We start from the raw sequence: 21,456 nt of genomic DNA, 5'->3' as shown, positions 1-21,456 counted from the left end.
TATCATGTCCTCAGTGTGAATGGGTCGCCTGGGCTGGCATGGCGGCTGCGTCTTGCTCCTTACTGTTCTGGGCGCGCATACGGTCCAGTGCGCCAGAGATATTCGCTTCAGAATCAATCAGGAACAGGCCACTGGACACCACTTTTTCGCCTTCGGTCAGGCCGGAGCGGATAGCCGTCAGCCCCTGGGATTCATGGAATACCGCAACCTGTTTCGGCACAAATCGGCCTTCGTTATCAACGGTGATGACCCGCTGCTCGGTACCCGTATCAATCAGTGCTTTAGACGGGATCAGCAGCATTGGCTCGCTTTGTGTTTTCAGTTGCAGGTAAGCATTCATCCCGGGCTTGAGCGCCTCGTCGGGGTTATCGACCTGTAAACGGAGCTGGAGCGTACGCGTGGTAGCATCAACGCTTGGTAAGATACTCCACTTGCTGATGGTGAAAGGCTTATCCGGCCAGGCGGGCACGGTGATGGTAAATTGCGAGGCATCTTCAATCAGCCAGGCGATAGATTCCGGGACCGACGCGCTAACCCATACCGGGTCCATACCCTGAATTTTCGCGACCACATTGTCTTTGGAAATGTTCATACCGGTACGCAAATCGAATGCGGTGATCACCCCATCGATAGGCGCTTTTAGAGTAAAGCGGGTCTGAATTTTACGCGTCGATTTTAAGCGCTGAATATCCGCTTCAGGCATTCCAGCCAGACGTAATCTCTCCAGAATCCCTTCCACCTGCGTCGCGCTGCCGCCCGTTTCCCGCAGCAATAAATATTCGCTCTGCGCCTCAACCCAATCAGGAATAGTCAGGTCGATCAGCGGCGAACCCTTCTTAATTTTGTCCCCCACGGTCAGCGGGTAAACCTTCTCGATAAAGCCCGCAGAGCGTGCCTGGACAATAACAAACTGGTATTCGTTATAACTAACGTTGGCCGGGAAAGTTTGCGCGTAGTGCAGTGGTCCACGACGCACTGGCTCTGTTTTCAGCCCCAGGTTCTGGGTCTGTGTAGGATCGATGCGCACGCCTGGTGATGATGCGTTCGCGGTCTCTTCATCGGCATATTTCGGGATCAGATCCATATCCATAAACGGTGATTTACCCGGTTTATCAAAGCGCGTGTTCGGATACATGGGGTCATACCAGAACAACACTTTTCTGGCTTCTTTTTGCTGAACTGGTCCGGCTACAGACGATATTTTTGCCGATGAATAATAAGTATAAACACCGACAGAAATAATCCCGCCGGCAATCATGCTACCGAGAATAAGCGCGGTATTTTTAATATTTAAAGACGCCATAGTGATTTCCATTGCGCGATAGTCTCGCCCGCGTTCGCAAAAACCCGGGCAAGAATAAAAGAGACCAGCGAGAACGTTATTTACTGATGTGAATATCGCGTAACACAGAGAGATTTCCCTGCTGAACAAACGTAAACGCGACCTTATCGCCTGGCTTAATATCATCAGCCTTCGTATCAGCAACCAGCGTAAAGCGCATCGTCATGGCCGGCCAGTTCACCGCTGGAATAGGGTCATGTTTGATCGTGATTTTTTTACTCTCCATATCAACAGCTTCAATCACCCCGGTAGCGCTAATGAGTTGTTCCTGTTGAGCCGCTGGCTGCATATTCATCATCTCGCCATGCTGATTTTCATTGGCCTGGGCGTTAAACATAACCACAGAGAAAAGGCTAAACAGTACGGCTTTGGCGGTAGTATTCATACATCATGCTCCTGAAAAGTTAATATTAAGGATTACTCCACCCAACCGCCGCCTAAGGCAGCAAACAGTTTAATTTCATTAACCTGTTGGGCGTAATTAAGATCGAGCAGCGATTGCCGCGTAGCGAATAAAGAACGTTCTGCGTCTAATACTTCGATATAGCTAACTGCGCCATTCTGATAAAGCGCTCTGGCGCGCTGTAGTGTGATTTGCAATGAATCCAGATAACGCTGCTGCCCACTAATTTGATCGGCAATGCTTTGGCGTAACACCAGTGCATCCGCCACTTCTTTAAACGCGTTCTGAATTTTTTGTTCGTAATTCACTACCGACTGTTGCTGGCGAATTTCTGCCAGGTCGAGATTGGACTGATTACGTCCGGCATTGAAGATTGGAATATCTATTTTGGGGACAAAATTCCACATGCCGCTGGAGGCATTAAATAAATTGGAAAGATCGCTACTGCTACTGGACACGGAACTGGTCAACGTTATCGACGGAAAAAATGCCGCCCGTGCAGCACCGATATTGGCATTTGCCGCCAATAATCCGTGCTCAGCTTCCATAATATCCGGGCGCTGCAACAGTATTTGCGACGAAAGCGATGGCGGCAGCGTTACCGGTTTAATATCCCCACGGCTGCGCGCCTGGTCATCGGGTAATTTCCCGTATGTACCCAGCAACAGTTGCAGCGCGTTATTGGCCTGTGCCAACTCACCTTTACGCTTGGCAATTTCGCTACGCGTACTTTCAATCACGCCGCGCGCTTGTTCCAACGCCAGTACGTTGGTGCTACCGGTTACCAGTTGCTTCTCTACAAAAGCGTAAGAGCGCTGATAGTTTTGCAGCGTTTCTTCGGCAACTTGCAACTGCGCGTAAGCCAGACGCTGGTTGAAATAACTTTGCGATACGTTGGAAATTAATAAGATATGCACCGCCCGACGCGCCTCTTCGCTGGCGAAGAAGTTCTGCCGTTCGACTTCACTCATATTTTTAAGCCGCCCAAAGAAATCCAGGTCGAAACTGAGATTGAGTCCAGCTTCGAATTGACGATCGGTGCTGCTATCACCTTTTATTTTACCGCTGTAGGTACCGCTGGAGCCTGCCGTGATTTGCGGATAACGGTCAGCGTCCGTGACGCCATACTGCGCTCGCGCTTCCTGAACCTTCAGCGTCGCCATGCGTAAATCGCGGTTATTGATCAGCGCCTCACCAATCAACGCCTTCATCTGGTCGTCAACAAAAAAGGTTCGCCACCCCGTGTTCTGGTATTCACCAGGAGCCGACACCAGGGAATTCTGGCTTAAAGAAAATTGCTGTGGCACCGGCAAGGCCGGGCGCTGATAGTCCGGCGCCAATGAACAACCAGCGAGCACGAATATAGCGCTGAGAGTAAGAAGCTTAAATTTGCTCATAGTTCTTCTCGTCCTGACCGGACTGATGTCCCTAAAATAAGTAGGAATTTATAGTCTTGTACTTTAACGAAGTGACTCTGTTTAAGCGGTGACAGGAAAATGACAAAACTGTCATTTTCCCAATAACAGATTGCTATCCGATCCCGCTTCCCTAGAATTGAAAGTCCGCACAACCAGTGCGAGAAGGAGAATGCGATGAAGGTTTTGATAGTCGAAGATGAGAAAAAAACCGGTGAATACCTGACGAAAGGCCTGACGGAAGCGGGTTTTGTTGTGGATTTGGCGGATAACGGCCTGAACGGGTATCACCTGGCGATGACCGGCGATTACGACCTGCTCATACTCGACATCATGCTGCCGGATGTAAACGGCTGGGATATCGTGCGGATGCTGCGTTCCGCCAACAAAGGAATGCCCATTCTTCTCCTCACCGCACTGGGTACCATTGAACATCGGGTTAAAGGTCTGGAATTGGGTGCTGATGATTACCTGGTTAAACCGTTTGCCTTCGCCGAACTGCTGGCACGGGTCAGAACGCTGCTGCGCCGGGGCGCTGCGGTGATTGTTGAAAGCCAGTTTCAGGTCGCGGATTTAATGGTCGATCTGGTCAGCAGGAAAGTCACCCGCAGCGGCACGCGCATCACCCTGACCAGCAAAGAGTTTACGCTGCTTGAGTTTTTCCTGCGCCATCAGGGGGAAGTTTTACCCCGCTCACTGATCGCCTCCCAGGTCTGGGATATGAATTTTGACAGCGATACTAATGCCATCGACGTCGCCGTTAAGCGTCTGCGCGCCAAAATTGATAACGATTTTGAGCCGAAACTGATTCAGACCGTGCGCGGTGTGGGATATATGCTTGAGGTTCCTGATGGCCAGTAAACGATGGCGACGCCCTTTTTCGCTGGCGACACGACTGACCTTTTTTATCAGCCTGGCGACAATTGCTTCATTTTTCGCCTTTGCATGGATAATGATCCACTCCGTGAAAGTCCACTTCGCCGAGCAGGACATCAACGATTTACAAGAGATTAGCGCCACGCTGGAGAGGATTATTAACCAACCCAACGAGCTCGAATCACGCCGCCTGGAAACGCTAAAAAATGTGGTGGCGGGTTATTCGAACGTCATTATTTCTCTGGAAGATAGCAACCAGAAGGCCATTTTCCATTCGCCCAATGCGCCGGATCTCCGGCAGTTTATCGCCAGTGCAAGGCCCGATAAAAATGCTCATGCCAGCGATGTTTTTATTATCTCAGGCCCCACACTGCAAACCTCCAAACATATCCACGGACAGAAAACATCGTCTAACTGGCGAATGATTCGCCTGCCGGTAGGACAACTTGCCGATGGAAAACCAGCGTATACGCTGTATCTGGCATTATCGATCGACTTTCATCTGCACTACATTAACGATCTGAAAAACAAGCTGATTATGACAGCATCGCTGATTAGCATGATGATTGTCTTTATCGTGTTGTTCGCCGTATACAAAGGTCATGAACCGATTCGTAACGTCAGTCGTCGCATCCAAAATATCACCTCGAAAGATCTCGATGTACGCCTCGATCCGCAAGCTGTTCCTATTGAACTGGAACAGCTGGTGAGTTCGTTTAATCACATGATCGAACGCATCGAGGACGTATTTAAACGCCAGTCGAACTTCTCAGCGGATATTGCCCATGAGATCCGCACGCCAATTACTAACCTCGTCACCCAAACGGAAATTGCGCTCAGCCAGACCCGCAGCCAAAAAGAACTGGAAGATGTGCTGTATTCCAATCTCGAAGAGTTTGGCCGTATGTCGAAGATGGTGAGTGATATGCTGTTTCTGGCGCAGGCGGATAACAATCAGTTGATCCCAGAAAAAAAAGCGCTCAATCTGGCTGATGAGGTCGGTAAAGTGTTCGACTTTTTCGAAGCCTGGGCTGAAGAGCGTGAGGTTGGTTTACGGTTTGAAGGACGCGCATGCTGGGTTTCAGGCGACCCATTAATGTTACGCCGGGCAATGAGTAATCTGCTGTCAAATGCCATGCGCTATACGCCAAAAGGCGAGTCGGTAACCGTACGGGTGAAAGAGGCGGATGGCCAGGTGCAGATAGTCGTTGAGAATCCCGGAAACCCCATTCCCCCGCAACATCTTCCGCGACTCTTTGACCGCTTTTATCGAGTGGACCCTTCACGACAGCGTAAGGGCGAAGGCAGCGGCATTGGTCTGGCGATTGTGAAATCGATTGTGACTGCTCATCAAGGAAAAGTCTCGGTGACTTCCGACCCTCATGCCACTCGCTTTATTCTGACGCTGCCCAAGCACGCGATGTAATTTATGGTGATGACGCTTATACCCGTCATCACCTGTTGTCTGACACAACCGTCATAATCCTGTCACGCCACTGACAGCCCCTATTAATTATACTTTCTTCCGTAAACCCAAACAGGAGAAATATGATGAATAAGATGTCCTCTTTTTTAGCTATCGCGTTTTTTATTTCAGCTGGCGTTAATGCGGCAGAAACACCCAAAATGCATCAGCAGGCCGCAATGGCTCATGAAATGATGAATAACAGCGATGCTCCTGCACATCAACAAATGGCACAAGCACACGCCGCGCAAGCAAATAATTCATCGTCAATATCAACCAATGCGAAATCATTTTCACAAATGAATGAACATGAAAAAGCGATGGTTGTTCACCAATCGGTAAACAACGGCCATTCATTCGCTCATGAGGTACAGGCCGAGCAGCACCGCGCGCAGATCTCCACTCAGGGGTAAAGACGAACTATATTGACAACGACATCCATAAATACGCGAAGTTTGAATATTGTGGACTACTCTCCCCACGCGGGCCTGTTTATATACAAGCCCGCGTCCCACTTCATCGTTAATGTCAATATTAATAATTTATTAAATCCTTATTCTAAAAGTGAATACATCTTAGTTCTCTACCCGGGTTGTATAAAATAAGTAAATAAACGGCTTGTTTTGTTGCGTATTACAGCATTCATCACCCTACCCTAATTATAAATTAGGATTCCCCCTGGTATGCTTCATTAATATTTAATGGGAGACTGCCGTCGTCGTAAACATGACAGCCCAAAAGTTCGTATTCCTATAAATAAATTTAATGATGATAGTGAGTAAAAAATGAATAAACGTCTGCTAACCCTCCTGGTCCTTGGCCTGACAACTGCCACAACAGCATGTGCAATTACCCCGGCAATGCAGAAAAAGTATGAACGTTCAGGTTGTACGCAGATGAGTGAACTCAATGGCTGCGATGTGAATAAATCCTATCAGTGGAACCGCGATCATGGCTTTATTGAGAACAGCAACGGCCAGCAGAATCGTCATCATCATGGTGAAAAACAGCAAAATACCACTAACACGGATAACCACGATAATGCCGGTATTGATGGCAAATTCAGCGGAAATTACGTAGCCAAATTTGCCAATGGTCAACGCAGTGTTGATATTCACGTCGAAGATTCCGGCGTTTACGTCAATGGTAATGAAGTGCGTGACGTAAATACCTATAAGGATACGATGACCTTCCGTGTCGGCTATGCCACCTATACGATTAAAACAAATGGTCACGGTAGCTGGAATGACAGCGATGCAGGAAACGCAGGCAAAATTGTGCGTGAATAACGGATAACGCTAAAGAGCGCTGAGATCACAGCGCTCTCAAAAGCGATGCATTATAGTATGCCGTTTTAATACGGGAGTCAGGCATGGCTTTAACCCTCACGGTGCTGCTTGAAAACCGACGCGCTGCTGGCGCAGAAAAATCAATACTGGCCAAGCCTGGATTAAGTCTGTTAGTTCAGGATGAAACAACCACAATATTGTTTGATACCGGGCCGGATGGCAGCTTCATGCACAACGCTACGCAAATGGGCGTAGACCTGACCCAATTAACCGCCGTAGTGCTGTCGCACGGTCATTATGATCACTGCGGCGGCGTGCCATGGCTTGCGGATAACAGCCGTATCATTTGCCATCCCCAAATAGCCTGCGAACGGTACGCCTCAGTTACGGTTGCGGGAACACCACGAAAAATAAAAAAACTCTCGCGTGATAACAACTACTCTCGATTCATAATGGAATACACCCGCGAGCCGCTGGCTATCAGCGATCGCTTTTTGTGGTCCGGGGAAATCAGTGTCCCCACGCCACAGTCCTATGGCGTGATTAGCGAGAAAACACTCCAGCCAGATTACATCAGTGACGAAGGCGTATTGATCTATAAATCTGCACGCGGGTTAGTCATCATTACCGGTTGCGGGCATCGGGGAATAGAAAACATCGTACGCCATTGCCAGAAAATCACCGGGGTTAACAAAATTTATGCCCTGGTCGGTGGCTTTCATTTACGCGCCGCCTCCCCCGCTAAGCTATGGCGGACTCGACAATTTATTCAGCAACAACAACCCGAAAAACTGCTCGGCTGTCATTGCACCGGTTCGTGGGGGCGATTGTGGCTACCGGGAACTGACGCCCCGGCAACGGGAGATGTGATTGTGCTGGCTGAGTAACAACAGTAAAAAGCAGCCCAAACAGCAATAAAAAACGGGAGCCTTACGGCCCCCGTTTATCAGTCATCACTACATGGTGACAATTGCTGGCTCATCAAAGACGGTGAGTTTTGGCGCTTCACCGGTGTATTTTTCTGCGTATACCAGGCTGGTATTCCCGGCACAGCCGTTCGCCAGTCTTGAAGTCGGGATATCCGCCGTCAGCACGTTCGCGCCGCCATTTTTACAGATACCGTTTTCAATATCCGGCCATGCGCCTTCATGAATACAGATGATGCCCGGTTTGATGCCGTCGCTGACGTGCGCCCCAACCAGAACCTGTCCACGAGCATTCCATACGCGGACCAGATCGCCCTCGGCAATCCCTCTGGCTTTTGCGTCATCCGGATGAATCGTCACCGGTTCACGATTGGCAATCGCGTACTCTTTACGTAGCGACGCGTAGTTCAGCTGGCTATGCAGACGATGTGCCGGGTGCGCCGTCAGTAGCTGCAGCTGATCTTTATCCGCTGTTCCTTTCCATTCATCCGGTTCAATCCAGGACGCATGCGGCGGACAGTCTTTATACTGATAGCCTTCAATCGTTTTCGAGTAGATTTCTATCTTGCCGCTCGGCGTTCCGAGTGCGTTCATCACCGGATCGCTGCGGAAATCCGCGTAGCGCACATATTTGTTATTCTTTTCATTCTCACGCATTTCGATCAGTTTATTCTGCTGCCAGAACGCGTTGAACTGAGGCATGGCAACACGCTGGGCGCGGGCGGCTTTTTGCGCGACGTCATAGAACTGCTTCAGCCACGCCATTTCATCTTTGCCTTCGGTGTAGACAGCTTTCCCCCCCGGCTTGAGCATCTCAGCCAGATCGGCAAAGACGTCAAAATCACTACGCGCTTCAAACTGCGGCTCAATGACCTGCTTCATCGGTACCAGATGCTGGTTACTGTAATCACCGGTCATGGTCAGATCGTTACGCTCAAACGAGGTGGTGATTGGCAGAACGATATCGGCGTGTTTGGCCGCAGCGGTCCAGTAGCATTCAGAGATGACAACCAGTTCAGGCTTCTGCCAGGCTTTGATTAAGCGGTTGGTATCCTGATGATGGGTAAAGTTAGCGCCGCCCGCCCACCAGATCATTTTGATATCCGGGAAGGTTTGCTCTTTACCGTTATGTTGATATTTGCCGCCTGGGTTTTCCAGCGCCTCGACAATTCTCGCTACCGGCAGGCTGGTCACCGCATCGGAAACCGCCCAGTCATTACCTGCCGATGACCCACCCTCAATTTTGGCGGAGATCGCCGGTAAGACTCCACCGATGCGCGTTGGATTACCGCCGTTGGAATAGTGATAAGAGAACCCGAAGCCGCCGCCTTCGGTACCAATTTGCCCCAGCATCGCCGCCAGTGTCACCAGCATCCAGTGTTTTTGCTCACCGTATTGCTGGCGCTGAATCCCCCAACCTGCCATGAGCATGGTTTTGTTGCTGGAGAAAATTTCCGCCAGCTTTTCCAGTTGCTCAGCAGGCACGCCACACACGCCAGATGCCCATTCGGCGGTTTTCTCTACTTTATCGCTCTTGCCGAGCAGGTACTCTTCAAACTGCGGATATCCGGTAGTGTATTTTTCCAGGAAGGCTTTGTCGTGAAGGTTTTTCTTCACCAGCGTATGGGCGATCCCTAACATCATTGCCACATCGGTCCCCATATGTGGCGCAATCCAGGTCGCATTCTCACCAAAGAACTCAATGGTTTCAGAACGCATCGGATCGATGGCGATGACGCTTTTCCCTGATTTCTTCAGCAGATTAAAGTATTCGATCCCTTGTTCATCCGTGCTGCTCCAGGCAATCTTAAGGGTGTTGAGCGGGTTCATCCCCCACAGCACCACGACCTGACTGTGCTCAAGCACCATCGGCCAGGTGGTTTGCTGCTCATAGACCTCAACCGATCCCACAACATAAGGCATGATCACCTGCGCGGCACCGGTTGAATAATCTCCGGTATGCCCGGCGTAGCCACCGGCCATGCTCATATAACGTTGCAGTAAGGTTTGCGCCTTATGCAGAACGCCGCTGGATCGCCAGCCATAAGAACCGGCAAATATCGAAGCGGGACCATAGCTGCTGCGGATCCGGCTGTGCTGTTCATGAATGAGCTTCAGCGCTTGCTCCCAGCTGACCCGCACGAAAGGATCGTTACCGCGTTTGCCATCCGCTTTACCCGGGTTTTCCAGATAGCTTTTGCGCACCATCGGATACTTAACGCGGATATTGGTATGAACCTGATCTGGCGCAGTTTGCTGTAATGAGTTCGGCACCGTTTTCGGCAACGCACCTTTTGAGGAAACCACTTTTCCGTCTTTTACTTCCACGTATACCGCACCCCAACGTGCTGCCGTCAGGATTGCTCCGCCATTCTGGCCTTCGGCCCAGGCTGGCATTGGGATCACCGAAGAAATCGCCATTGTCCCGGTTGCCGCGCCAGCCGTCTTAATAAAGTCACGTCTTGTGAGTTTCATGATTTCTCCTGATTGATCGCTTATTTATTCATGTCTTTAGCGTTGTACTGGAAGTAACGGCTCAGGATATCCAGTTCGGTTTCACTGATATTGGTGCGAGCGCCCATCCCTTTGGCTACTGAAGGCCAAGCGTTGAGCGTGAAATGATTCGCCGGAATTGGCGCATGACAGCCTGCGCAGTACACATTGTCGAGTTTGCGCGCGTAATCCCACATTGGTTCGCGGCTGGCGAGAGCGGAACCGCTCCATTCCCCCTGTAGCACGACATCTCGCCACGCATTGCCGTAGTCATCTTTTTTCCAGTCGGAGAGGATCTTCAGCGACTGTTGACCTTTTTCACTCAGGCTGGCAAGAATCAAACGCTGCCCTGCTGCGTAGTAAATAACCTGTTCACTTCCTTGCATCTGGCTACCGCGAATCTCGACCAGTCGCGCGTTGTCCGTTGTTTTCAGGACCTGCATTTTAGTTGCCGGGTAAACGGTTCCCAGATCGCCCAACGCGGTGTTGCTTACAGCATAAAGTTCAGTTGCTGAAGCTGGGGTGGAGGCTGACTGCGCTTCAAGCCCTTTAAGCGCGCTGTCATCCATTTTTATTTCAGGTGGGAAATGGGCGACGCCTTTATGGCAATCAATACAGGTTTGCTTTTCCGCGATGCCCATTTTGTGCATCTTCTGAGCATCCGCGCTTTGTGCGGCAAGATCCATGGCGTCCATACTGTGGCAGCTACGGCAGGTCGCAGAATCATTAGCCTTGAGCTGTGCCCAAACGGTTTGCGCCATCTCCAGACGGTGTTCTTCAAATTTTTCCGGGGTATCGATCTTTTTGGTGATGAACTGATGATAAACATCTTTTGAGGCCCGCAGCTTAGCCACCAGAAAATCCAGACCGCCCTCCGGGATATGACAGTCCGCGCACTCTGCGCGAATGCCTTTCTGATTCTGGAAGTGAACCGAGCCGGTATATTCTTCGTAGGGCGCCTGCATCGTATGGCAAGACAAACAGAATTCTGTACTCGAGGTTTTATGTAATGTCCATTGCCCCGCCAAAACAATAACTGCGCCAAGAACAATGCACAGCAGCATCGTCCATAGGATAGTTTTATTTATTTTTCTCATCTTTTATTTCCATCAGACGAATACCCTTTTAGAGGTAGACAATAAATATCCTAAAGCAGCTATTTATTGATATTCATCAAGCAAAGAGAGAAATAAGAATCAGCCAATGGGTAAGTTTGAAGGGGCTCGCATAATTAGTGAGAATGAAATGTAAATATCAAATTTCGTTTAAAATTAGAGTTTTATTCTACACGCAAGGTTTGATTATCCATTAACCACACAAACTTCAGAATAAAAATTCTATAAACAGTAAAAGTCGCTGAAGTTAATCCCGCGTTAACACTCGCTATATAATTAAATATACAATGAAAGCATATAAAAAAGAACCCTTTTCTATTTTGCGATTACACGTATTAATGAAGATACCTGTCTTACTATTTCGCTCACATATACATTACGGCCAGACATACGACACACACACATTTCATTGGCCCGCACTGATGCACACATTCTTGATCTGTTCACTTATTATACAGAAACAACTTTCGCTACACTCAGGGTAGAGGTAAAACAAACAGGAGGTAGTGAATATGTATCGCTCAATTCTGGTGCCCATTGATATCTCTGAAGCCGATCTCACTCGTCATGTTGTGCCGCAGGTCCAGGCGCATGCCAAAACCGCGAAGGTCCACTTTTTAGCAGTTATTCCTACCGTTCCGTTCTATGCCTCGCTGGGACTGGCCTACTCTACCGAATTTCCGGACAGAAGTGGTCTGCAGGCCAAGGCCAGCGAAAAACTCGAAGAGATTATTAAGCAGTTCAATATTCCTGCCGGCAGGACACAGACCCACGTTGTTTACGGTCCGCCGAAGGATCAGATCCTCAAGCTGGCGGAGGCGGTTGACGCCGAGCTTATCGTCATCGCCTCACACAAGCCGGGGTTTAGCACTTATTTACTGGGTTCAACGGCGGCAGCCGTAGTCCGCCACGCGAAATGCCCGGTGCTGGTTGTGCGGTGATAGGGTTAAAACGGGAGCGAATGTGCTCCCGTTTTTCTGTGGCTCAGGCCATCACTCAGTTCTGATGATCCAGCCTGACAAATGCCAGCAGCAGCTGGCTCAACGCACCGTAGAAACCAAAGTCATCATATCGGCGGCATTTAGCGGTGAACTCCGGTAACCAGCGTAACAGCCCCGCCAGCGTTTCTCTGCGCAACGCACCAATACGCTGACGGCTACCCCCTGGCTCACCAAGAGAAAAATGCAGATGACTCAGCAATTCGATAAAAATCGCCAGATGATCGGCTGATTCGCTAAACGTATCGCTTACCTGCATGCCCGCATCAGATAACAGTTGTTTAATGACCCCGTAGTTTGGCCCTTCTTCAAGATGAGCCGACGCATAGGGTAACGCGGCGTGTTTATCCGACATCAGGAACAGGCTGCAAAAATCAGCCGCCAGTTCCAGGGTAGCGTCTTCACGTACCTTGAGCGCGGCAATTTTCGCTTCCAGCAAAAGAACATCCGCCTCAAGCGACGGTTCACCTTTGAGTACGGTGAACCACTCAGTCATTTCGCTGGACTGCAATTGCGCTAATCCCTCACCGTCACGCTCCCGGGAAAACATTTGCGCCAACCATGCATAAACACAGGCCATCTGTTCTGTCGTCAGGGAGGTGTGTTTCATCATGACGTCACCTTCTGTGCCGGGACATATTCACACTGCGCCACCATTTTTATCGGGCCGCTGAACGCCGTCACGTTATCCACCTTACCGGTATATTTCTCAATTTCCACCAGCGTAGTATGCGCACTGGTCGCCTGCGCCAGCTGAGACGTGCCGATATCTAGGGTTAACACGTTCGGATTGCCGTATTTACACAGCGATCCGATTTCTCCACCGTTATCAGGATCGTACCAGGCACCTTCATGGATGCGCGCCACGCCCGGCGAGTAGAGATCGGAGACAACCGCGCCGGCCAGCACTTGTCCACGCGCGTTAAATACACGAACTATATCGCCGTTGCGGATCCCCCTGACGCTGGCATCCTGCGGGTTAATAAACACCGGTTCTTTGCCACCTACCGCGTAATGCTTACGCAGCGCTTCGGACTCGCAGAGCTGTGAATGCAGACGGAAATCCGGGTGGACGGATTGCAGATGCAGCGGCCAACGCTGCGATCCAGGCCCACCGTGTGAACGTTCGATTTTCTCAAACCACATCGGATGCCCCTGGCAATCGTCATATTGCATATCGGCAATAGTTTTCGAATAGATCTCGATCAAACCGCTCGGCGTCCCCAGAGGTTCAAGGTCGGGATCTTCGCGGAAGGCCTGATGACGGACAAACATCTGCGGATGTTCGAATTCAACGTACTCCTGCTGATTCCAGAAAACGTCGAAAGCCGGGAGATGGACGCCGCGCCCTTTCCCCTGCTGGCTACCTTCCTGCCAGATCCGTTTTAACCAACCCATCTCATCCAGCCCTTCGGTGAAGGCTTCTTCACGATTAAAGCGGCGGCAAAGATCGCGGAAAATATCGAAATCATTACGCGCTTCAAACTGCGGCTGCACCAGCTGCTTCATAGCGATAATGCCGCGGTTGGAGTGGTTGCCATATTGGTCGAGATCGTTACGTTCAAACTGGGTCGTCGCCGGCAATACGATATCAGCGAATCGACAGGTCGAGGTCCACTGATTGTCGATGGCGATAACGGTTTCCAGCTTACGCCAGCCCTCAATAATACGGTTGATCTGCTGGTGACGATGGAACGGATTGGTCCCGGCAAAAACGCACATCTTCAACGGTGGCAGCTTGACGGTTTTACCGTTCCAGTTAATGCTCTTGCCCGGCTCCAGAATCGCATCGATAAAACGCGCGATCGGAATGGTACTGCTGTAGCCCTTATAATCGGTGCTGTCATGTACCGGTGGAACGGTGGTGGAACCAGAAAATCCGCTCAGGATAACGCCTTTACGCCCTGGGGTGCCCGCGCCGTTGTAGTGCCAGCCAAAGCCAAATCCCCCCCCCGGTAAGCCAATTTGCCCGAGCATTGAGGCCAGCACCACGATCATCCACGCCCACTGTTCCCCGTGCTGCATACGCTGCACGCACCAGCCAGCAATAATTTGCGTTCTGCCCCCCGCCATCTGCCGCGCCAGTTCACGGATTGTCTCAGCATCAATCCCGCAGATTTTTTCCGCCCACTGGGCATCTTTAGGCTGTCCGTCACTTTCTCCCAACAGATAAGGCAGAAATTGCTCAAACCCAACGCAGTAGTTCTCGAGGAAATGCTTATCGTAGAGCTTCTCGGTATACAGCGTGTGTGCCAGCGCCAGCTGTAGCGGTACATCAGCTTGCGGATTCACGGCGATGTGCTTAACCTTGTCGCGGCCCAGGTAGTCATGAGTCGAGGTGACGACCGGGTCAACGCTGATGACCGAAATCTCGCCCCGTGCCACTTTATCCTTCAGTTGCTCGTAGTATTCGTAGACATCATGATCCGGGCACCACCAGTTCGCCTGCTGGTTTTTGATGAGGTCAGAACCCCACAGCACAATGGTTTTGCTGTTTTCGAGTACCAGTGGCCAGGAGGTCTGCTGTTCATATACCTCCATTGAGCCCACCACGCGCGGCAGAATGACCTGAGCGGCACCGGTGGAATAGTCGCCCCCCGTACTCACGCTGTTGCCATGCAGCGCAATGGCACGCGCCAGCATCCCGGAAGCATTGTGGAACATCCCGGTCGATTGCCAGCCGCTGGCCGTTAGCAGCGCGCTCGGACCATAAGTCTTCTGAATGCGCTCCAGCTCCTGATAGAAGAAATCCAGCGCTTCATCCCACGAAACGCGCACAAAGCGGTTATCTCCACGTTGCGAGGTATCGTTCTGATGGCGTTTACGCAACCAGTCCACGCGGACCATCGGGTAGCGAATACGCGCTCCACCATGTACGTGATCCGGGAGTCCGGCAATCATTTTTGACGGGTATTTATCGCGCTCGAACGGCCTGGCCTCAATGAAACGACCGTCAACCACGGTGGCACGAATCGCCCCCCAGTGAGAACCGGTCAGAATCCCCTCTTTGACGCCTGCCCCCTGCACCTCTGCAGCATTAGCGCTACGCGGCGTGAGCAGCGAAGGCCCTAACATACCAGCTACGGTCAAGCCGCCCAGTTGCAGCAAAAAACGTCGGCGCGATGCCTGAAAGAGATCGTTATTTTTCATTGCTTTCTCCCTTATCGCCATGCGGCTTATCCGTAGTGTCAGAGGCATTCATTTGCAGATATTTCAGCAAGGTACGTTCTTCACGTTTATCCAGACTGGTAAATCCAATCATGCCGTTCAACGTGCCAATCCAACCGTTAGCATCAAAGTGTTCTTTCTCTGGTGCACCGTGGCATTGGTTACAGGTTCCGTTATAGAGCGAGTCGGCATAAGCCCAGATAGGTTTGATATCGTTGACCATATCGCCCTTCTGCATCCAGGCAGTGGCCTGCAATTTACTCCATGGCGTATTCGTTTCCGCAACGGTGGTTTGCTCCAGCGTCTTCACGTGCTGCTGGATGTCGCCACGAATGGAAGCCACAAAAATGCGCTTGCCCGGCAGTTGCGCCAACACACGCTGACGCCCATTACTCTCGGTCCAGCCCACAATTTCAATTTGCAGCCAGTCACCATCACGCTTTAACACTTTCACTTCAGAAGCGGGCAGCAGTGAGCCTGCAGGTTCTTTATCACCTTTGGCGGCATAAATAGGTTTGATGTCCAGAGAGTAGAGCGTCTCGCCATCGTCGTTCGCCCTGGCGCGTAACTCATCAAACTGCTTGCGGAAACCGCTGCTCATATCGGGAAGCTGGTGTGCAATACCTTTATGGCAGTCGATACAGGATTGGTTGTCCTTGGCCGCAATCTTCATCTGGCGCGCAGCTTCAGGATGTTGTTTCGCGTGGTCCATCGCATCATAGTCATGACAAGAACGACAGGTCGCGGAGTTGTTCTCCTTCATTCGCGCCCATTCGCGCTCCGCCAGCTCAGCGCGTTTGGCTTCGAATTTCTCTGGAGTATCAATAGAGTGGGCAACAAAGGTTTGGTAAATATCGTTGCTGGCCTCCAGCTTACGTTTCACCATGCATGGAATATCGGATGGAATGTGGCAGTCATGACATTCTGCGCGCACCCCGGAGGCATTCTGAAAATGCGCAGACTGTTTATATTCTTCGTAAACCGGCTGCATACTGTGGCAGCTCACACAAAACTCGGTAGAACTCGTTAATTTAATACCAACGTGCGGCAAGACGATCAGCGCAATACCGACCACAATCCCGATAACGACCAGCGCCAACACTGACCAACGTGCGCTCGGTCTGAGCAGCGCCCTCCATAGTTTCCGCATAATAGCCCCTGTAATCTTATGGTTTAGTTACAGAGGATCTTATTTCTCAAATGTGAACAGCAACACTGGTCAGGATGAATGGCTTACGGCACAATGTGAACAGATATGAACAGAAAGAGAACGCCATCAGGATGCCGCATCACATTGTCATTGTTGAAGATGAACCCGTCACCCAGGCGAGGTTACAGGCATATTTTGAACAGGAAGGTTATCATGTCTCTGTCACCGCCAGCGGAGCTGGTCTGCGTGAAATCATGTCACAACATCCTGTCGATCTCATTCTGTTGGATATCAACCTCCCGGACGAAAATGGCTTAATGCTGACCCGCGCCCTGCGCGAACGCTCAACGGTGGGGATCATTCTGGTGACAGGTCGTAGCGATCAAATTGACCGGATCGTTGGCCTGGAAATGGGCGCTGATGATTATGTCACCAAGCCGCTGGAGCTACGTGAACTGGTGGTTCGGGTTAAAAATTTGCTCTGGCGTATCGATCTTGCCCGCCAGACACAGCCGGAGACCAAAGATAACTGCTATCAGTTTGCCGGATACTGTCTGAATGTCTCCCGGCATACCCTGGAGCTGGGCGATGAGACGATCAAACTCACCCGCGCCGAGTATGAAATGCTGGTCGCCTTTGTCACCAATCCGGGGGAAATTCTCAGCCGCGAACGTTTACTGCGTATGCTTTCGGCACGACGGGTAGACAATCCAGACTTACGCACCGTAGATGTACTGATCCGCCGTTTGCGCCACAAGCTACGGGCTGATTTACTGGTGACGCAGCACGGCGAAGGTTATTTTTTAGCGGCCGACGTGTACTGATACAGATAAACCGGACGGAACCCGCCAGGAGACAGCGAGCGTTGAACATGCTGGCTGTCGGCATTTTTCGGGGTGAGCACCAGGATCGGCGGACTGATATTTTCCGGTACCGGTTGCCCTTGTAGTACCCTGATCGCCTGTTGAATCGCCAGTTCACCTTGCCAGACCATCTGATCGCTGGCAGCCATAATGATTCTTTCGCGTTTAAGTCCGCGATACACCTGATGCGACAGGTAAAAAGAGACCACGGTTAGCGGCGTCCCCGGATTCCGCTTCTCTCCCATCGCCGCTTCCGCAGCAATTGCCGTACCGGCAACCACATCGACATCCGGGTGACGCTCAAGCATCTCCTGCAACAGGTTGCGCTGAACTTCAATATCATTATCCCCCAACGCCACATCCACGATGTTCACCTGACTACCGGCAATCGCCTGACGGAATCCTGCCACCATTTCGCGGCTACCTCCGGCGTCATCAGGTCCTGGCAATAGCAAAACCTTTAACGGTTTGCCGCCGCTCCACTTGACCAGATAGCGGCCCGGCTGATACCCCATCTGGAACCACGGAACGCCGACCCGAGCTTTCACCGTCGGATCGTGTATCGCATTCACTACCTCAATGACCGGCAACGCGCCTACCTGCGCGGAAAGATCCGGGAAGGTCGTCGTGCTGCTACCCAGCAATATGGCATCTGCTCCCCATTGCTGGCACTGAGCGATTTGTGTTTTTTGCGTGGAGAACTGACGATACCCTCCCGCCTCTAACACCTTCAGACTTACTCCGTATTTTCTCGCCGCCTCAAGCATGCCGTAATTCACGGAAAGCCAATAGGAGTCTTTCAGGCTGGGATACAGCGCGCACAGTTTCCAGACTTTGTTTGCAGTAACGTCCGATTGCAGTTCCGGGACTGCCTGCTGCGTATCCTGCCAGCGCAGCAATGCGGACCCGGCCGCATAACTCAAACCGGGAAAAAGCATGATTAACAGGAAAACCAATACGCGCATGATAGCCTCAACATTGATAAGGCTTTATCCTAGTTGCTTTCCTCTTTTGGACTCAACCTTTTTAATCTGTGGCGACCAGACAGTGAATTTATCTCTGACCAAACGACTGTGGATAGGCTTTGCGCTGATGGCGGCACTGACTCTCATCAGTACGCTGACAGGCTGGTATAACCTGCGTTTTGTCAGCCAGGTTGAGCAGGCCAATACCCAGGCGCTAATTCCAACCATGGATATGGCGCGCCAGCTCAGCGAAGCCAGCGCCTGGGAACTGTTTTCCGCACAAAATCTGACCACCGCAGACAATGAAAATATGTGGCTGGCTCAGGGGAGAATGCTAACCGCCCAGAGCCTGAAAATAACCACATTACTCAAAACCCTTCGTGAACAGGGCTTTGATACTTCTGCCATTGAACAGCAGGAGAAAGAAATCGCCCGGTCGTTAAGCCATCAGGGGGAGATGGTTGGCGAACGCCTGAAATTACGCGCTCAACAGCAACAACTCAGCCAGCAAATTACTGAGGCCACCGCTGACGTTGCCGAAATGGCACGCGGACAGGCCAGTAATGCCGCCACGTCGGCGGGTGCGACACAGGCCAGCATTTACGATTTGATTGAGAGCCATCAGGGACAGGCCGCTGAACACGCGCTGGACAGGCTCATCGATATCGATCTGGAATATTATAACCAGATGAATGAACTGCGCCTGAGTGCGCTACGCGTGCAGCAAATGGTCATGAACCTGGGGAATAACCAGGCGCAGAATAACCTGGCTGCGCTGGAAAACCAGTTGAATGCCGCCGTCAGAGTACTTCAGCGCCGACAAATACGTATTGAAGATCCCGTGGTGCGCACTCAGGTGGCCAACACCGTCAATACGATTAGCCAATATGTTGAGCTGCTGTCCCTGTATCGCCAGGATAATGACATCACGACCCAATTGCAGATCTTATCGCAGAATAATATCGAGCAATTTACCCGTTTCAGTAGCGAAGTCAGCCAGTTGGTGGAAACCATCGGCCAGCGTAATCAAAGTGGACTGGCGCATCTCAAACAGGCCAGCCAGCGCGGGCAACACTTGCTGCTGCTGTTAAGTGGCGTGTCATTATGTTTGCTGATTCTTATACTTTGGCGTGTGGTTTATCGCTCAGTCACTCGACCACTGGCACAGCAAACCCAGGCGTTACAGCGTCTGCTGGAGGGGGATATTGACTCCCCATTCCCGGAAACCGCAGGCGTTCGTGAACTGGATACCATCGGGCGGTTGATGGATGCCTTTCGCGGCAGCGTTCACGCCCTCAATAGCCATCGCGAACATCTGGCCGCACAGGTTAAAGCTCGCACCGCCGAGCTGCGTTCTATGGTATCTGAACACCGACAGGCCCGTGCAGAAGCTGAAAAAGCTAACCAGGCAAAATCGGCGTTTCTTGCCGCCATGAGCCATGAAATACGCACCCCGCTGTATGGTATCCTCGGCACTGCGCAGTTGCTCTCAGACAATCCCTCCCTGGCACAGCATCGGGAAAATCTACGCGCAATCACCGATTCGGGCGAGTCTTTGCTGACCATCCTCAACGATATCCTGGACTATTCCGCCATCGAAGCCGGTGGAAAAAATGTGGCGATAGGCGATGAGCCTTTTGAACCCAACCCCTTGCTGGAAAGTACGCTTCAACTCATGAACAGCCGCGTTGCTGGTCGCCCGGTCGTGCTGGTTGCGGATTTTGCCAATGACGTTCCCGCTTCCCTGCGTGGCGATCCGCGCCGCATCCGGCAAATCATTACTAATTTATTAAACAACGCACTACGCTTTACCGATCGGGGACGCATCATCCTGCGTAGCCGATGTGAGGGCAAAAACTGGTACATCGAGGTTGAAGATACTGGATGTGGAATTGACCCTGCCCGCCAGCACGATATTTTTCAGCCGTTTGTTCAGGTAAGCAGTAAACGAGGTGGAACCGGACTCGGACTAACCATCAGCGCCAGTCTCGCTCAGGCAATGCAGGGAGAGCTGAGCGTCACCAGCACACCCGGCGTCGGGAGTTGTTTCCAGTTGCGTCTGCCATTGCGGGCAACCACGATGCCCATCATGAAACCCGCACAACGCTCCATATCGTTACAGGGCTTACGCTTATTGCTTATCGAGGATAATCCTCTTACACAACGTATCAGTACTGAAATGCTCATCCTCAATGGCGCACAGGTTACTGCTGCCAGCATTGCCGCTGAGGCGCTAAAAATATTGCAGGAAGATACACGCTACGATGCTGCTCTGGTTGATTTCGATCTTCCTGATATCGACGGGATCACGCTGGCACAGCAGTTAGCCCACGACTATCCGGCACTTAACCTGATCGGCTTTAGCGCGCACGTCATCGACGAAACGCTAAGCCAAAGAACCAGCACCCTGTTCCTTGGCATTATTCAAAAACCAGTCCCCCGGGATGAACTCAGTCGACTTATTACGCATTATCTGCACGGTAGTGCGACTCTCCCGCTTGCATCAGAAAATAACAACAAACGGTTAGATTTTCAGCAATTGGCTGGAGATATCCAGGTTATGGGGTGGCAAAAGGTGCACGAATGGTTAGCGCTCTTTAAGCAACACACTCTTCCTGTATTAGATGAGATTGACGCTGCCCGCGCAGCACATGACGACGAGCGGATAAAACGTCTGACGCATCAGCTAAAAAGCAGCTGCGCCAGCATGGGAATGCGCTCAGCCAGCACGATGTGTGCAGCACTTGAACAGCAGCCGTTGGGTGATTTTTCACTCAGAGAGGAGGTACAACTCAGTCTTAAGGAAGTGGAAACATGGTTGGAAAAGGAAAATTCATCGCAATTCGCTGAAGCTGGACATCTGAAGTGATGTTGAGATGGTACGCCCTGTAGGATTCGAACCTACGACCTACGGCTTAGAAGAACGTAGAGCCGTACCTTACGCACTGTAATTAAATTATTTTTCCCGCGCTCGCGCCGGGTTTGTGT

Annotated in this window: 17 protein-coding genes; 8 read left to right on the top strand and 9 right to left on the bottom strand. The window is 51.2% G+C overall.

Annotated features, from left to right (window positions below; all coding sequences use genetic code 11):
* Positions 1 to 10: 10 nt before the first annotated feature.
* The 3 genes from OGX86_RS16220 to OGX86_RS16210 form a co-directional block, all read right to left on the bottom strand.
* Positions 11 to 1,303, bottom strand: a complete 1,293-nt coding sequence (locus OGX86_RS16220; protein WP_286640288.1) for an efflux RND transporter periplasmic adaptor subunit — start codon at positions 1,301 to 1,303, stop codon at positions 11 to 13.
* A gap of 76 nt (positions 1,304 to 1,379) precedes the next feature.
* Positions 1,380 to 1,727 carry a cation efflux system protein CusF gene (gene cusF / locus OGX86_RS16215; protein WP_008784023.1) on the bottom strand — a complete coding sequence of 116 codons (348 nt, stop codon included), beginning with the start codon at positions 1,725 to 1,727 and terminating at the stop codon, positions 1,380 to 1,382.
* A gap of 32 nt (positions 1,728 to 1,759) precedes the next feature.
* On the bottom strand, positions 1,760 to 3,142 hold the full coding sequence (locus tag OGX86_RS16210; protein ID WP_286640287.1) for an efflux transporter outer membrane subunit: 1,383 nt from the start codon (positions 3,140 to 3,142) through the stop codon (positions 1,760 to 1,762).
* Between the two features lie 195 nt (positions 3,143 to 3,337).
* On the opposite strand from OGX86_RS16210, the gene cusR reads away from it, so the two are divergent.
* From cusR to OGX86_RS16185, 5 genes are all read left to right on the top strand, one after another.
* Positions 3,338 to 4,021: a copper response regulator transcription factor CusR gene (cusR, locus tag OGX86_RS16205; RefSeq protein ID WP_048226190.1), complete on the top strand. Its 684-nt coding sequence runs from the start codon at positions 3,338 to 3,340 to the stop codon at positions 4,019 to 4,021.
* A complete protein-coding gene (locus OGX86_RS16200; protein ID WP_048226191.1) occupies positions 4,011 to 5,462 on the top strand; it encodes a Cu(+)/Ag(+) sensor histidine kinase in 1,452 nt (483 codons plus the stop codon). The genes cusR and OGX86_RS16200 overlap by 11 nt, the downstream gene beginning before the upstream one ends.
* A gap of 125 nt (positions 5,463 to 5,587) precedes the next feature.
* A complete protein-coding gene (locus OGX86_RS16195; protein ID WP_048214749.1) occupies positions 5,588 to 5,914 on the top strand; it encodes a PcoE/SilE family metal-binding protein in 327 nt (108 codons plus the stop codon).
* A 372-nt stretch (positions 5,915 to 6,286) separates the two neighbouring features.
* Positions 6,287 to 6,790: a hypothetical protein gene (locus OGX86_RS16190; protein ID WP_008784020.1), complete on the top strand. Its 504-nt coding sequence runs from the start codon at positions 6,287 to 6,289 to the stop codon at positions 6,788 to 6,790.
* 83 nt (positions 6,791 to 6,873) lie between these two features.
* The gene (locus OGX86_RS16185; RefSeq protein ID WP_048226195.1) at positions 6,874 to 7,677 is read left to right on the top strand and encodes an MBL fold metallo-hydrolase; all 804 of its coding nucleotides are present in this window, start codon (positions 6,874 to 6,876) and stop codon (positions 7,675 to 7,677) included.
* 69 nt (positions 7,678 to 7,746) lie between these two features.
* On the opposite strand, the gene OGX86_RS16180 is transcribed toward OGX86_RS16185, so the two are convergent.
* Entirely contained in the window at positions 7,747 to 10,191 is a 2,445-nt protein-coding gene (locus OGX86_RS16180) for a trimethylamine-N-oxide reductase 2 (protein WP_048226197.1), read from the bottom strand.
* A gap of 20 nt (positions 10,192 to 10,211) precedes the next feature.
* The gene (locus tag OGX86_RS16175; RefSeq protein WP_048235934.1) at positions 10,212 to 11,306 is read right to left on the bottom strand and encodes a NapC/NirT family cytochrome c; all 1,095 of its coding nucleotides are present in this window, start codon (positions 11,304 to 11,306) and stop codon (positions 10,212 to 10,214) included.
* Between the two features lie 530 nt (positions 11,307 to 11,836).
* Between OGX86_RS16175 and uspF the strand changes: the two genes are divergently transcribed.
* A complete protein-coding gene (gene uspF / locus OGX86_RS16170) occupies positions 11,837 to 12,265 on the top strand; it encodes a universal stress protein UspF (RefSeq protein WP_003831130.1) in 429 nt (142 codons plus the stop codon).
* 55 nt (positions 12,266 to 12,320) lie between these two features.
* Here the strand turns inward: uspF and torD are convergent, their stop codons facing one another.
* The 3 genes from torD to torC are packed head-to-tail and all read right to left on the bottom strand — an operon-like array spanning position 12,321 to position 16,640.
* Complete coding sequence (torD, locus tag OGX86_RS16165) at positions 12,321 to 12,935, bottom strand: molecular chaperone TorD (protein WP_286640286.1); 615 nt, start codon at positions 12,933 to 12,935, stop codon at positions 12,321 to 12,323.
* Complete coding sequence (torA, locus tag OGX86_RS16160) at positions 12,932 to 15,472, bottom strand: trimethylamine-N-oxide reductase TorA (protein WP_286640285.1); 2,541 nt, start codon at positions 15,470 to 15,472, stop codon at positions 12,932 to 12,934. Before torA ends, torD begins: the two co-directional genes overlap by 4 nt.
* On the bottom strand, positions 15,462 to 16,640 hold the full coding sequence (gene torC / locus OGX86_RS16155) for a pentaheme c-type cytochrome TorC (RefSeq protein WP_286640284.1): 1,179 nt from the start codon (positions 16,638 to 16,640) through the stop codon (positions 15,462 to 15,464). Before torC ends, torA begins: the two co-directional genes overlap by 11 nt.
* A 131-nt stretch (positions 16,641 to 16,771) precedes the next feature.
* On the opposite strand from torC, the gene torR reads away from it, so the two are divergent.
* The gene (gene torR, locus OGX86_RS16150) at positions 16,772 to 17,464 is read left to right on the top strand and encodes a two-component system response regulator TorR (protein WP_128317168.1); all 693 of its coding nucleotides are present in this window, start codon (positions 16,772 to 16,774) and stop codon (positions 17,462 to 17,464) included.
* Here the strand turns inward: torR and torT are convergent.
* The gene (gene torT, locus OGX86_RS16145; RefSeq protein ID WP_153753606.1) at positions 17,437 to 18,468 is read right to left on the bottom strand and encodes a TMAO reductase system periplasmic protein TorT; all 1,032 of its coding nucleotides are present in this window, start codon (positions 18,466 to 18,468) and stop codon (positions 17,437 to 17,439) included. The two genes, torR and torT, sit on opposite strands and share 28 nt — an antisense overlap.
* Before the next feature lie 82 nt (positions 18,469 to 18,550).
* Between torT and torS the strand changes: the two genes are divergently transcribed.
* Positions 18,551 to 21,337 (top strand): TMAO reductase system sensor histidine kinase/response regulator TorS, encoded by a 2,787-nt coding sequence (gene torS / locus OGX86_RS16140; protein ID WP_286640283.1) that lies wholly within the window; start codon positions 18,551 to 18,553, stop codon positions 21,335 to 21,337.
* Positions 21,338 to 21,456 lie beyond the last annotated feature (119 nt).

It is taken from the genome of Citrobacter sp. Cpo040, assembly GCF_030332915.1.
Classification (GTDB): domain Bacteria; phylum Pseudomonadota; class Gammaproteobacteria; order Enterobacterales; family Enterobacteriaceae; genus Citrobacter; species Citrobacter portucalensis.
This window is presented reverse-complemented; position numbering and strand designations above follow the sequence as displayed.